Source organism: Nocardia sp. NPDC047038, from assembly GCF_040644075.1.
Classification (GTDB): Bacteria; Actinomycetota; Actinomycetes; order Mycobacteriales; family Mycobacteriaceae; genus Nocardia; species Nocardia sichangensis.
In genome coordinates this window covers 1,352,650-1,366,099 of sequence record NZ_JBEYVQ010000001.1, presented here as the reverse complement: position 1 = coordinate 1,366,099, position 13,450 = coordinate 1,352,650, and the positions used below count along the sequence as shown (strand labels likewise).

Here is a 13,450-nt window from a genome sequence, read left to right as displayed (position 1 = left end):
TCAGTCGAGCCGTTCGGCTCAGTCGAGCAGTCGATCGCCCCGGACGGCGTCGGCCGCGGCGGCTAGGTGGTCGGGTAGCACGCGGCCGAACAACTGCCGGGTGCGCTCCACCGTGCCGACCATCCCGGGACGATCGGTGTAGGCGAAAATGGCCGAATGGCGCTGACGCGCACCGTCGACGGGTGAGACGCGGTGCAACGAGAAGCGACCCTGGAACAGCTGCAGGTCGCCCGGACGCAGTTCGAGCCGCTGGACGAAGCGCTCGCCGGTGCCGGTGAGCACGGCGCGGACGTCGTCGAGGTGTTCCGCCTCGGGTGTGCGGATGTTGGGGCAGTACTCGAAGACGCCGCCCTCCTCGGCGGGCTGGGTCAGCATCGAGACGGTGAATTCGTTGGTGTCGAAATGCCAGGGGTGCGACATGCCCGGCGCGACGACGTTCAGGCACAGTCCCGCCAGGGGATCGGCGAATTCGTGCAATTCCGACAGGTCGAAGCAGTCGGCGACGAATCGCTGGAACAGTTCGTCGGTGTAGAGCCGGTGGATCAGCGCGTCGGCGGGGATGCGGTCGCGGGGCACGAAGGCGTTGCCCCGCTCGAGCACGATCCGGCCCGGATGGTCCTCCGGCAGGTCGGCGTCCAGCGGAATGTTGTAGGCGTTGACCCGCTCGACCTCGTAGTGCGCGTGCGGGGCCATCAGCTCGCCCTGCGCCCGCAACGTCTCGGTCAGTTCCGGGCGGATGAAGCCACGCAGCACGGTGCAGCCGGTGTCGGCCAGTTCCGCACGGGCGCGCCGAACCGCTTCCCGCAGCGCGGGTCCTTCCGCCTCCGCCAGGGGATACCGTCCGGTATCTACGATCTCGTCGAGGACGCCCAACGCTGCCATGGCGTCATTTTGGTGGAGCGGTCGCCGACACGCCCGGGATTCGGCGAGATTGCCGGTGATCACGGTCACACCTATCATCTGCACGCACACCCGTTGCGGCACAGTAACTCTCGGCATGGCCCGTGCGCGAACGTCGCGCGCCGCAGCCACCCAGATGGCTCAATCCCGCACGCGCAGAGCGTTTTCGAGTTCCGCGACGGTCAGCCCGATCAATGAATCCCGGAACACCCGCCCCGGCGCGTGCGGCACCGGAATCTCGCACGGGACGACCACCACCGCACAGCCCGCGGCCTGCGCCGCACGCGTACCGGTCGGCGAATCCTCCACCGCCACACACTGTTCCGGATCGAGCCCGAGCAGCTCGGCAGCGCGCAGGTAGACATCCGGCTCCGGCTTGCCGTGCGCCACCTCGTCGCCGCAGACCGAGACATCGAAGAAGTCCCGGCCCAGCGTGTCGAGACCGAACTCCGTGAGCGACCGCTTGGTATTGGTGACGAGCGCGCTGGCCAGCCCCGCCGCGCGCACCATGGCCAGCGCATCCTTCGCACCAGGCCGCCACGGGATGGGGCCGGTCATCAATTCGGTCACCCGCCGCTCCAGGAACTCCCCCGCCGCACGCAACGAGTCCGGCGTCGGCTCGATGCCCAAGCCGGTGAACATGATCCGCAGCGCGTTCGGGCCGGACGCCCCGATCAGCGCGTGCCGGATCGCATCGGTCATCTCGTGACCGTGCTCACGTGCCAGTTCCCGCACCGCGACATCCCAGAGCTTCTCCGAGTCGAGGAGCGTGCCGTCCATGTCCCAGAGCACTCCGGCCAGTCGCGCTGTCACGTTTCGGTCCTTCTCCCAGCTCTCGTCCATGTCGCGGGCACCGTTGCGAACCTTCCGAGATCACCCGGCCGCCGCACGAACCGTACCGCCGGGACGGAGCCGCTCCGCAGCCGAGCCTGCTCACCCTCGGATGGCTGGGCTACTCGATGACGCAGGCCAAGGCTCGGCCGTGTCCCCTAGGTACCCGATGCGGCGATCTGCAACTTGGCACTGTCGCCGACGACCTCGATCCAGCGGCTCTCGGAAGTCGTCGTGCCGTTCTTCAAGGTGTAGGTCAACGCGACGACCGCCCGATTCGCGCCGTTCTGCGTAACCGAGCCCACGCTCACCGAGCGAATCGTGCCCCAGAAGTTCACGTATGAGTCGTAGCCGGTCTTGGCCTGGTATCCGGGGGCCAGCTGCGTCCAGGCGCCGGACACGTTGGTGGGCAGCATGCCGTAGTAGCCCTGGATGAACGAGGCGATCCGGTCGGGTGTCGGCGGACCGGACGGGGTCGTCGTCGCGGTGGTGGCCGGGCCCGTGGTGGTCGGGGCAGGGCTCGACGTGGACTGCGGCGTGGTGCTGGGCGGCGGAGTGGTGCTCGGCGCGGGGTTCGTCGTTTGCGCCGGAGGGGTGGTTCCCGGGGCAGGCGGGGGCAGCGGGGCACCCGCTGAAGTGGGCGCGGGCCCCGGCACGGGCCCAGAAGTGGGCGCGGGCGCCGAAGAGGCGGATGTTTGCGCCTGGGCTGGAGCGGGAGCTTGCACCGGCGCCTGTCGCGGCTCGGTTCCGGCCGCGTCGGCCGGCGCCTGCGTGTTCTCGGGCGCCACGGCGGCCGGAGGCGCGACCGACGACGTCGGCGCGTCGCCACCCTCGCCGTCCACGCCGGCCAGCATTGCGATGATGCCGACCAGGATCAGCACCCCGACCACCGCGGCGACTTCCACGGCGATCAGTCGGCGGCGCTGCCGGCCGCTCAGAACACTCCGCAACGTCGTCGCCACCCCGGCCCGCCTCGGCACCGGCCGTGACGTAACTCCTTGCGGCACGGCCGGACCCGGCACAGCGGCGGGTACGACCGCGGTGACACCGGTGTCGTCCGACTGCTCCGGCGATACGGCAGCGGCGGGGTCGGGCAGCACGGTCGTCGCGGCGGCGGGGGCGGCAATCACCTTGGTCACCGATGCGGGCAGCTCCAGACCCCGTCCCGCCGCGACGGCTTCGAGGACCGCTTTCGCCTCCCGCATGGTCGGGCGGTCGGCGACGGCCGGGGCGAGCAGGTACATCAGCACCGGCCCCAGCGAGCCGGCCGCCTCCGGCGGCGGGATTTCGCCCCGCGCCACCGCGTGCAGCAGGGCCAGCGGGTTGTCGCTCTCACCGAACGGTGGAGCGCCCTGCACCGCCGCGTACAACGTCGAACCGAGAGCGAAGACGTCGGAAGCCGGTTCCGGGTCCTCGCCGCGCGCCACCTCGGGCGACAGGTAGGCCGGCGTCCCGGCGAGAAACCCGGTGGCCGTGACCGTCACGTCGCCGACCGCGCGGGAAATGCCGAAGTCGGTGATCTTGACCGTGCCGTCGTCGGCGACCAGCAGATTCGCCGGCTTCACGTCCCGGTGCATGATCCCCGCGTCGTGCGCCGCGGCCAAGGCGCTCGCCGCCTGCGCGCCGATCCGGGCGACCTCCAGCGGCGGCAGCGTCCGGTTGCCCGACAGCTTGGTCGCCAGGCTCGGCGCGTCCAGGTACTCCATGACCAGCCAGGGCTGGCCGTCTTCCTCGGCCACGTCGAACACGGTGATGGCGTTCGGGTGGTGCAGCCGCGCCGCGATCCGCCCCTCCCGCATGGCACGCCGTTTCGCCTCCAGCGCAGCCGATCCGGTGAGTCCGGGACCGAGGAGAACCTGTTTGACCGCGACGGTGCGCTGCAGCCGGACGTCGGTGGCCCGCCACACCACACCCATGGCGCCGGTGCCGATCGGATCCGTGAGCCGGTAACGTCCCGCGATCAATCGATCCGCCGTCATCGTGGTGTGCCTCTTCCTACTTGCGCGCCTAGCCGTCTCGCACTCCACACGCAAGCCCGGAAGAATTCCGAAAGCGTACGCGCCGAGGTGCTTTGCACCACTGAGCAGGGACGCGAACGCATCCGCCGACTGCCCCGGATGCAGTTACAACGCCTTCGACAATGGCACATCCACCCGACACACAGCCACCTCCCGGTGCGGGCACGGACGATCGCCCAGGTAAACCGCGCGCGCCCGCCACTGTGACGCGCCGACGAGCGCCCCGATGCACGCGAGACATGACATCCGGGCAGGTAGCAAAGGCCCTTCACACGAGAGCATCTCGCTATTGCTCACAGTCCACCACTGATCGCCGTCCGGCCGCGACGCCCGCTGCGGACCACGAACGGACGGACAGGCCGAGAAAGGCGCTCACGTCCGCTGGACTCCGCGCGCCTACGCCCGATCCGCGAGACGAAGATGGCGCGCCCCGGGCACTCGGCAGACCGATCGACGGTCGAGAGCGTCCGGAAGCAGCGATGCCGACCTGCGGCAAAGGCGACGTACCGATACGGCTTCCAAAGCCTCGCGCCTGACGATCGGGCAGCCGCGTTCGCGCTGACAGCGCGGCGCCGAGACCCTCGGGCGTCGGCGCCGCGCCGCATCGGCGAACGGCTACGCGTTGAAGTACTTCGCCTCCGGATGCAGCAGGACAAAGGCGTCGGTGGACTGCTCCGGATGCAGCTGCAACTCCTCGGAGAGCACGACGCCGATGCGATCGGCTTCGAGCAGGTCGACCAGTTTGGCGCGGTCCTCCAGCTCCGGGCAGGCGCCGTAGCCGAACGAGTAGCGGGCGCCGCGATAGCCGAGCTTGAAGTACTCCAGCACGTCGGCCGGGTCGGAGTCGGCGACCGCGTGACCGTCGAGGACGAGCTCCTCGCGGATCCGGCGGTGCCAGTACTCGGCGAGCGCCTCGGTGAGCTGGACGCCGATGCCGTGCACCTCGAGGTAATCGCGGTAGCTGTCACCCGCGAACAGCTCGTTGGCGAAGTCGGCGATCGGCTGACCCATCGTGACCAGCTGGAACGGGAGCACGTCCACCTGACCGGTCGAGCGGGCGTACTCCCGCGAACGGATGAAGTCGGCGATGCACAGGAACCGGTCGCGCTGCTGCCGCGGGAAGGTGAACCGGTACCGCTCCGGCGCATCGGGTTCCGGTTCGGACAGCACGATGACGTCGTCGCCTTCGGACACCGCGGGGAAGTAGCCGTACACCACCGCGGCATGCTGCAACACGCCCTCGGTGCTCAATCGGTCCAGCCAGGCGCGCAGACGCGGCCTGCCCTCGGTCTCCACCAGTTCCTCGTAGCCGGGACCGTCGCCACCGCGCTGCCCACGCAGGCCCCACTGCCCCAGGAACAGCGCTCGCTCGTCGAGCAGGCCCGAATACTCGTGCAACGCGAGGCCTTTCACCACCCGTGTGCCCCAGAACGGCGGCACCGACACCGGCAGGTCGGCCGCGACGTCGGAGCGCTCCGGCACCACGACGGGCGCCTCGTTCGCCCTGCGCTCCGCCGCGATCCGCTTGGAGCGCTCGTGGCGCGCTTTGCGCTCGGCGGCCTTCTCCCGCTCGGCGATGGCTTCCGGGCTGTCCGGGTCGAGGTCGCCGCCGCGTTTGCGGGTCATGATGTCGTCCATCAGCCGCAGACCCTCGAACGCGTCGCGCGCGTAGTGCACGTCGCCCTCGTACACCTCGGTCAGGTCGTTCTCCACGTAGGAGCGGGTGAGCGCCGCACCGCCCAGCAGCACCGGGAACTGCTCGGCCACGCCCTTGGCGTTGAGCTCCTCGAGGTTCTCCTTCATCACCACGGTCGACTTGACCAGCAGGCCCGACATGCCGATGACGTCGGCCTTCTTGTCCACCGCCGCGTCCAGGATGGTGGCGATCGGCTGCTTGATGCCGAGGTTGACCACCTCGTAGCCGTTGTTCGACAGGATGATGTCGACCAGGTTCTTGCCGATGTCGTGCACGTCGCCCTTCACGGTGGCCAGCACGATGCGGCCCTTGCCACTGTCGTCGGTGGCCTCCATGTGCGGCTCGAGGTACGCGACGGCGGCCTTCATCACCTCGGCGGACTGCAGCACGAACGGCAGCTGCATCTGACCGGACCCGAACAGCTCGCCGACCGTCTTCATCCCGGCCAGCAGGGTCTCGTTGATGATCTGCAGCGGCGGCACCTCGGTCATGGCCGCGTCCAGGTCGGCTTCCATCCCGGCGCGTTCCCCGTCGACGATCCGCCGCTCCAGCCGCTCGAACAACGGCAGCGCGGCCAGTTCCTCCGCCCGCGACGCCTTCGACGAGGAGGTGGACACGCCTTCGAACAGCGCCATCAGCTTCTGCAGCGGGTCGTAGCCCTCCGCACGGCGGTCGTACACCAGATCCAGCGCGACCTCGCGCTGATCCTCCGGGATACGGCTGATCGGCAGGATCTTGGAGGCGTGCACGATCGCCGAATCCAGACCGGCTTGGACGCATTCGTGCATGAAGACCGAGTTGAGCACCTGCCGGGCGGCCGGATTGAGGCCGAAGGAGATGTTGGACAGACCCAAGGTGGTCTGCACCCGTGGATGCCGGCGCTTGAGCTCGCGGATGGCCTCGATGGTCTCCAGCCCGTCGCGGCGCGACTCCTCCTGGCCGGTGCCCAGGGTGAAGGTGAGCGTGTCGATGATGATGTCGCTCTCCGACAGCCCCCAGTTGCCGGTGATGTCGGCGATCAGCCGCTCGGCGATCTCCACCTTCTTCGCCGCGGTGCGGGCCTGGCCCTCCTCGTCGATGGTCAGCGCGACCACGGCGGCGCCGTGCTCGGCGACCAGGCGCATGGTCTGCTGGAACCGCGAATCCGGACCGGCGCCGTCCTCGTAGTTCACCGAGTTGACCGCGCAACGCCCGCCGAGGTGCTCCAGCCCGGCCCGCAGTACGGGGGCCTCGGTGGAGTCGAGCATGATCGGCAACGTCGAAGCGGTGGCCAGCCTGCTCGCCAGCTCCGACATGTCGCGGGTGCCGTCCCGGCCGACGTAGTCGACGCACAGGTCGAGCATGTGTGCCCCGTCACGGGTCTGGTCCTTGGCGATGTCCAAGCACTTCTGCCAGTCCCCGGCGAGCATGGCCTCACGGAATGCCTTGGAGCCGTTGGCGTTCGTGCGTTCGCCGATCATCAGGACCGAGGCGTCCTGCTCGAACGGCACCGCGGTGTACATGCTGGACACGCTCGGCTCGTGCACTGGCGCGCGCCGCTGCGCGATCGGCGGCAGGGCCGGCTCGACTTCGCGCACCGCGGCGGTGACCTGGCGGATGTGCTCGGGCGTGGTACCGCAGCAGCCGCCGACCAGGGCCAGGCCGAACTCGGTGACGAACCCGCGCAGCGCGACCGCCAGTTCCTCGGGGGTGAGCGGGTAGACCGCCCCGTCCGCGCCGAGCACCGGCAGCCCGGCGTTCGGCATCACCGAGACCGGCACCTGCGCGTGCCGGGACAGGTGGCGCAGGTGCTCGCTCATCTCGTCCGGGCCGGTCGCGCAGTTCAGGCCGATCATGTCGATGCCGAGGGGCTCCAGCGCGGTGAGCGCCGCGCCGATCTCGCTGCCGACCAGCATCGTGCCCGTGGTCTCCACCGTGACGTGCGTGATGATCGGGATCCGGCGGCCCAGCTTCGCCATCGCGCGCTTGCTGCCGGTCACCGCCGCCTTGACCTGCAGCAGGTCCTGGCAGGTCTCGATGAGGATGGCGTCGGCGCCGCCGTCCAGCATGCCGAGGGCGGCCTCGGTGTAGGCGTCGCGCAGCGCGGCGAACGGGGCGTGACCGAGCGTGGGCAGCTTGGTGCCCGGCCCCATCGAGCCGAGCACGTAGCGTGGCGTACCGTCGGGAGACGGTCCCATCTCGTCGGCGACCTCGCGGGCCAGCCTGGTTCCCCGCTCGGAGAGGTCGCGGATCCGGTCGGCGATGTCGTAGTCGGCGAGGTTGGGCAGGTTGCAGCCGAAAGTGTTGGTCTCCACCGCGTCGGCGCCCGCTTCGAAATAGGCGCGGTGGATGCCGCGCAGGACCTCGGGGCGGGTGTCGTTGAGGATCTCGTTACAGCCCTCCAACCCGCGGAAATCGTCGAGGGTCAGATCGGCAGCTTGCAGCATGGTGCCCATCGCACCGTCGCCGATGACGACACGGCGGCGCAGCGTGTCGAGTAGCGTGGTGTCGAACTCGGCGGGGACGGACGCAGACATGCGTTCCAGCGTAGTGGGCGGGGCTGACGATCCAGGCCACGGCGTGGAGGCTCGGTGTCCTGGACCACACGCGCGGCGCGGAGCCGCCGCGTCCGCGCGCCGGAACACGCCACCCCGTCCGGCCGTTCTACGACACGCCATATCGCCGCACACCGTAGGCTGACCGAGTGAACGCCAGTGAAACTCCCGATCCGGAACTGCCGACGTTGCGGGATCCGGTACTGGTCGCCGCCTTCGAGGGGTGGAACGACGCCGGTGACGCGGCCAGCGGCGCCGTCGAGCATCTGGAACTGATCTGGGACGCCGAGCCGTTGGCCGAGCTCGACTCCGAGGACTACTACGACTATCAGGTCAACCGGCCGACGGTGCGTCAGGTGGACGGTGTGACCAGGGAAATCCAGTGGCCGTCGACGATGTTGTCGGTGTGCTCGCCGCCCGGCAGCGACCGCGACGTGGTGCTGCTGCGCGGTATCGAACCGAATATGCGCTGGCGCAGCTTCTGCGGCGACCTGCTGGAGTTCATCGAGCAGCTCGGGGTGCAGACCGTGGTCATTCTCGGCGCACTGCTCGCGGACACTCCGCACACTCGTCCGGTACCGGTGACCGGCTCGGCATACAGCAAGGAAGCGGCCGAGCGGTTCAGCCTGGAGCAGACCCGCTACGAGGGACCGACCGGGATCACCGGCGTGCTGCAGGACCAGTGCGTGAAGGCGGGGGTCCCGGCGGTGTCGTTCTGGGCCGCCGTTCCACACTATGTCTCCCAGCCGCCGAATCCGAAGGCGACCATCGCGCTGCTGCACCGGGTCGAGGACGTGCTCGACATCGAGGTGCCGCTGGGTGAGTTGCCCAAGCAGGCCGAGGACTGGGAGACCGCGGTGAACGAGATGACCGTGGGCGACGAGGAGATCAGCGAGTACGTGCGCTCGCTGGAGGAACGCGGCGACGCCGCGGTCGACGTGAACGAGGCGATGGCCAAGATCGACGGCGACGCCATCGCGGCCGAATTCGAGAAGTACCTGCGCAGACGGGGTCCGGGCAGCTTCGGTCTCTGATCGGTTGCGCGTCGGCGCGTTCGGTGCGGGCGGCCGGCGTCCGCGGGGTTCACCGGAAGTTCGCCGGGGGGCCACCTTCAGGTCGGGAAACGACCCCCTCCTACACTTTCGCCGGTGACCGTCCATCCGATCGTCGAGCGTCTGCGCACCTTCGACGAGCGGATCGCCGTCCATTGCCCCGACCGTGCGGGCGCGGACGGCGGCGGGTCGCCACCCAGTCGGCAGGTGACCTACGCTCGGCTTGCTGTGCTCGTCGAGTCCTTCGCGGCCGAACTCGGCCCGGCCCGTCGCCTCGTCGCGCTCGCCGCGCGCAACGATCTTTCCTCGCTCGTCGCGTACCTCGGAGCGCTCAGCGCCGGATGCGTGGTCTTGTTGACCGAGCAGATCACTGCGGAGTTGCGGGACGCCTACGACCCGGACGTGCTCGTCGAAGACGGGCGCGCCGAGGTGGTCCGGGAACACTCGGCGCATCGCCTGCATCCGGAGCTGGCGCTGCTGCTGAGCACCTCGGGCTCCACCGGCTCGCCCAAACTGGTCCGGCTCTCGGCGACGAACCTGCGTTCCAACGCGGCGGCCATCGCCGAGTACCTGGCCATCGGTCCTGGCGATTGCGCGGCCACCACCCTGCCGATGTTCTACTGCTACGGGCTGTCGGTGGTGCACAGCCACCTGTGGCGCGGGGCGAGCCTCATGCTCACCGACCAGTCGGTATTGGACACGCAGTTCTGGCACGCGTTCCGGGACTGCCGCGCAACGTCGTTCGCCGCGGTTCCCTACACCATCGAACTGCTGGACCGCATCGGTTTCGCCCGTATGGACCTGCCGCACCTGCGTTATGTCACCCAGGCGGGCGGCAGACTGGCGCCGGAGCGGGTACGCGAATACGCCGCGCTCGGCCGGGAACACGGCTGGGAGTTCGTGGTCATGTACGGCCAGACCGAGGCCACCGCGCGAATGGCCTATCTGCCCGCGCATCTGGCGAGCGCGCACCCGGACTGCATCGGGATCCCGATTCCGGGCGGCGAATTCACCCTCGAGCCGGTCGAGGAAGCCGACGACAATGGGGACGAACCGCGTGAACTGGTCTATCGCGGGTCCAATGTGATGATGGGATACGCGAAGTCCGCCGCAGACCTCGCCCTCGGCCGTACGGTCGATGCCCTGCGCACGGGCGACCTGGCACGACGCACACCCGAGGGCTTGTACCAGGTGGTCGGCAGGCGTAGCCGGTTCGCCAAGATCTTCGGACTGCGCATCGATCTGGAGCGTCTCGAATCCGGGCTGGCGGAGGCCGGATTCACGGCACGGTGCGCGGACGACGACACGCACCTCGTCGTGGCCGTGGAGACCCCGCGGTCCGATCTCACCGAGCTCGCCGCGCGACTGTCCGGCCTGCCCGCCGCCGCCGTGCGGGTCCACGTGGTCGAACGGATCCCGCGGCTACCGAACGGCAAACCCGACTACCCCGCTATCCGGCGGCTGGCCGGATCCGCGCCGCAGACACGTGACATCCGCTCCCTCTACGCAACGACGCTGGGCATCGATCCCGCGCGGGTCCACCCGGACAGCACGTTCGTCGACCTCGGCGGCAACTCGCTCACCTACGTGACCACCGCGGCACGGCTGGAGCGGGCGATCGGCCGCCTGCCCACCGACTGGCCGAACACGTCCGTGGCGGAACTGGAACGGATACCACGAGGCCGCAGGCGTTTCGGACGGGCACTCGACACCGGAACGCTGCTGCGCGCGGTCGGCATCGTGCTCATCGTCAGCTCGCACGCCGGAGTGTACGTGCTCTGGGGCGCGGCGCACATGCTGCTCGGCGTGGCCGGCTTCAACTTCGCGCGGTTCGGGGTGTCCACGGCCCCAGCCGCCGAGCGACTGCGCCACACGTTACGCACCGTGGCATACATCGCGGTGCCGACGGCGCTCTGGGTCGCGCTGACCATGACTCGCACCGACTACTACGGCTGGCAGAATGTCCTGTTACTGAACAAGATTCTCGGCCCGCACGACAGCGCCACCGCCGGGCACCTGTGGTTTCTCGAGGTGCTCGTGTATTTCATGCTGGCCGCCGCGCTGTTGATCCGGATCCCCGTGGTGGACCGGTGGCAACGTGCCGAGCCGTTCTGGTTCGCGATGGCGCTGGTCGGGCTGAGCCTCGTCTTTCGATACCAAGCGTTCGGTCTGTATTCGGCGAAGGACATCCCGTTCTCTCCGCTGGCGGTGTGGCTCTTCGCGCTCGGCTGGGCGGCGGCGAAGGCGACGTCGATGTGGCAGCGGATGACGGTGAGTGCCGTCGTACTGATCACGGTGCCTGGTTATTTCGGCGTTCCCGAACGGGAACGTTTGATCATGGCGGGCTTGCTCGCACTGGTGTGGTTGTCCGCGGTCCGCGTTCCCGCCGTCGTCGCCGTCTGCGCCGCGGTGCTGGCTGACGGCTCGTTGTTCGTCTATCTGCTGCATTGGCAGGTATACCCGCTGTTCGAACAGCACCGGCTCGCGGGGCTGCTCGCTTCCCTGGCAGCGGGTGTACTCGTCACCGGCGCGGTGACCGGGCTGCGACGCTGGGGTTCGGGGCGGTACCGGGCAGTTCGGTCGCGGCGATCAACTCTCCACGGTCCACACCCGCGCCGCCGCCTCCTGAGCCAGCTTGGCGATCAAGATGTCGCGCGGAATCGTCTGGCCGGCAAAGTGATCGAGTGAGGGAACCACAACATGGTGCGCGTCCGCGCGCTTGAGTTCCGCCGTGAGCTCGGCGAAAGCCGCACCGTCACCGCCGGTCGATTCATGGAACGTTGCGGCGAAGCACAGCCCTTCCTCGCGGGCGAGGCTGCTCATCGCGGCCTCGAGCTCCTTGCTATGGCCATCGGCCAGATCGTCACGCAAGTATCCATAGATCAACGCTTCCACCCGAACCTCCGTTGGATTGGGATCGCTGTTCTCTTATGTGGATCCACCCGTTTTACGGGGTATTTGCGCTTCGTGCAAGAGCAGATGTACTTGCAATTGCTCTTACAGGAGGGGCTGGCTAACTTCTGGCGCCATGTTCAGCATGCACAACGCGGCGGCGCGAAAGTAGCTGTCAACACACGGACATCTGCCTGCCCTCTTAAGGCCACCAAACGTTAACTGGTGCGATACTACAGACGTGGCCGCTACCGACGATCGACCCGTCTGGGCAGTCCGAATGCGTTCCGAGCGTGACGCGAGGGGGTGGTCGCAAGCCGACGCTGTTCGCGTGATGCGTGGAAAGTCTTCGCACAACCTGCCGACCGACAGTACTCTCCTACGCAACTGGCGCCGTTGGGAATCGGGCGAATCACGCCCCGACGACTTCTACGCGCCGATCATCGCCGCCACCTTCGACACGGTGACCGCGGCGTTCTTTCCCAAGGCCAGACCGAACCGGGACGACGAATTGCTCTCGGCCACCGGCATGGACACGCTCGAGTTCATCGGACGACTCCGTATGTCCGATGTGTCCTCCGTGACACTGGAGGCCGTCCGCATCACCGCAGAACGCCTGTGCTGCGAATACTCCTACGCCGACCCGCACGACCTGCACGCCGACGGCACCGCGTGGCTGCGCAGGATCACCTCGTTGCTGGACGGTCGCCTGACCCTGGCGCAGCACCGCGAAATACTCGTTCTCGCCGGATGGGTGGCGTTGCTGGTCGGCTGCGTCGACTACGACCTCGGCAGGCGCACCGCCGCGGAGGCGACCCGCCGCGCCGCCCAGTCGCTGGCGCAGGAGGCGGAGAACATCGAGATCGCGGCATGGGCAGCGGAAATGACCGCGTGGTTCGCGCTGACCCAGGGTAACTACCGCGGTGTCATCGAGACCGTGCAGCCGACGCTGGAAGTAAGCCAGCACCTGCGCGTCGGTGTCCAGCTCGCCGCCCAGCGCGCCAAAGCCTGGGCCAGGCTGGGCAACCCGCGCGAGGTGGAGGCGGCGCTCGACGAAGGCCGAGCTATCTTGGAGCGACTCGATCATCCGGCCAATCTGGACAACCATTTCGTCATCGATGCGAACAAGTTCGACTTCTACGCGATGGACTGCTGCCGGGTCGCGGGCGAGGATCGGCTCGCCGAAACCTACGCGCGGGAAGTGATCCGCAACGCCACCCGCCCGGACGGCAGCGTGCGCAATCCGATGCGGGTCTCCGAGGCGCACCTGACCTTGGCCGTGGTCGCGGTGCGCGACCGTGACCTGGAACTCGCGGTCGCCGAGGGCATGCGCGCGTTCGCGGGCAGCAGGCGGTCGTTGCCCTCGCTGATGTGGATCGCGGGGGAAGTCGCGCGCGAGATCATCGAGCGGTTCCCCGGCGATCCGCGCACCCGCGCTTATCTGGACCAGTTGCGTTCACTGTCCGTCGAGTGAGCCGACCTGCGCCGCGGCAGCGGCGAACGGTGACGAACCGGACGCGGCCACGC

Annotated in this window: 8 protein-coding genes; 3 read left to right on the top strand and 5 right to left on the bottom strand. The window is 68.7% G+C overall.

Annotation, left to right across the window (positions count from 1 at the left end; all coding sequences use genetic code 11):
- Positions 1-18: 18 nt before the first annotated feature.
- The 4 genes from ABZ824_RS06540 to metH form a co-directional block, all read right to left on the bottom strand.
- Positions 19-882, bottom strand: a complete 864-nt coding sequence (locus ABZ824_RS06540; RefSeq protein ID WP_355077505.1) for an arpA protein — start codon at positions 880-882, stop codon at positions 19-21.
- Between the two features lie 159 nt (positions 883-1,041).
- Positions 1,042-1,743 carry an HAD family phosphatase gene (locus ABZ824_RS06535; protein ID WP_355077503.1) on the bottom strand — a complete coding sequence of 234 codons (702 nt, stop codon included), beginning with the start codon at positions 1,741-1,743 and terminating at the stop codon, positions 1,042-1,044.
- Between the two features lie 146 nt (positions 1,744-1,889).
- The gene (locus tag ABZ824_RS06530) at positions 1,890-3,710 is read right to left on the bottom strand and encodes a protein kinase (protein ID WP_356962029.1); all 1,821 of its coding nucleotides are present in this window, start codon (positions 3,708-3,710) and stop codon (positions 1,890-1,892) included.
- A gap of 654 nt (positions 3,711-4,364) precedes the next feature.
- Positions 4,365-7,961: a methionine synthase gene (metH, locus tag ABZ824_RS06525; RefSeq protein WP_356962028.1), complete on the bottom strand. Its 3,597-nt coding sequence runs from the start codon at positions 7,959-7,961 to the stop codon at positions 4,365-4,367.
- Positions 7,962-8,128: 167 nt separating this feature from the next.
- Between metH and ABZ824_RS06520 the strand changes: the two genes are divergently transcribed.
- A complete protein-coding gene (locus tag ABZ824_RS06520) occupies positions 8,129-9,013 on the top strand; it encodes a PAC2 family protein (protein ID WP_063018039.1) in 885 nt (294 codons plus the stop codon).
- A gap of 114 nt (positions 9,014-9,127) precedes the next feature.
- Positions 9,128-11,719 carry an AMP-binding protein gene (locus ABZ824_RS06515; RefSeq protein WP_356962026.1) on the top strand — a complete coding sequence of 864 codons (2,592 nt, stop codon included), beginning with the start codon at positions 9,128-9,130 and terminating at the stop codon, positions 11,717-11,719.
- Here the strand turns inward: ABZ824_RS06515 and ABZ824_RS06510 are convergent.
- Positions 11,621-11,926: a hypothetical protein gene (locus tag ABZ824_RS06510; protein ID WP_350901430.1), complete on the bottom strand. Its 306-nt coding sequence runs from the start codon at positions 11,924-11,926 to the stop codon at positions 11,621-11,623. The two genes, ABZ824_RS06515 and ABZ824_RS06510, sit on opposite strands and share 99 nt — an antisense overlap.
- Positions 11,927-12,257: 331 nt before the next feature.
- Between ABZ824_RS06510 and ABZ824_RS06505 the strand changes: the two genes are divergently transcribed.
- Positions 12,258-13,397 carry an XRE family transcriptional regulator gene (locus tag ABZ824_RS06505; protein WP_355077686.1) on the top strand — a complete coding sequence of 380 codons (1,140 nt, stop codon included), beginning with the start codon at positions 12,258-12,260 and terminating at the stop codon, positions 13,395-13,397.
- Positions 13,398-13,450 lie beyond the last annotated feature (53 nt).

Bases quoted from the DNA above. Each gene is read 5' to 3' on its own strand.
- ABZ824_RS06540 (WP_355077505.1), bottom strand. From the start codon at position 882: ATGGCAGCGTTGGGCGTCCTCGACGAGATCGTAGATACCGGACGGTAT.
- ABZ824_RS06535 (WP_355077503.1), bottom strand. From the start codon at position 1,743: ATGGACGAGAGCTGGGAGAAGGACCGAAACGTGACAGCGCGACTGGCC.
- ABZ824_RS06530 (WP_356962029.1), bottom strand. From the start codon at position 3,710: ATGACGGCGGATCGATTGATCGCGGGACGTTACCGGCTCACGGATCCG.
- metH (WP_356962028.1), bottom strand. From the start codon at position 7,961: ATGTCTGCGTCCGTCCCCGCCGAGTTCGACACCACGCTACTCGACACG.
- ABZ824_RS06505 (WP_355077686.1), top strand. From the start codon at position 12,258: ATGCGTGGAAAGTCTTCGCACAACCTGCCGACCGACAGTACTCTCCTA.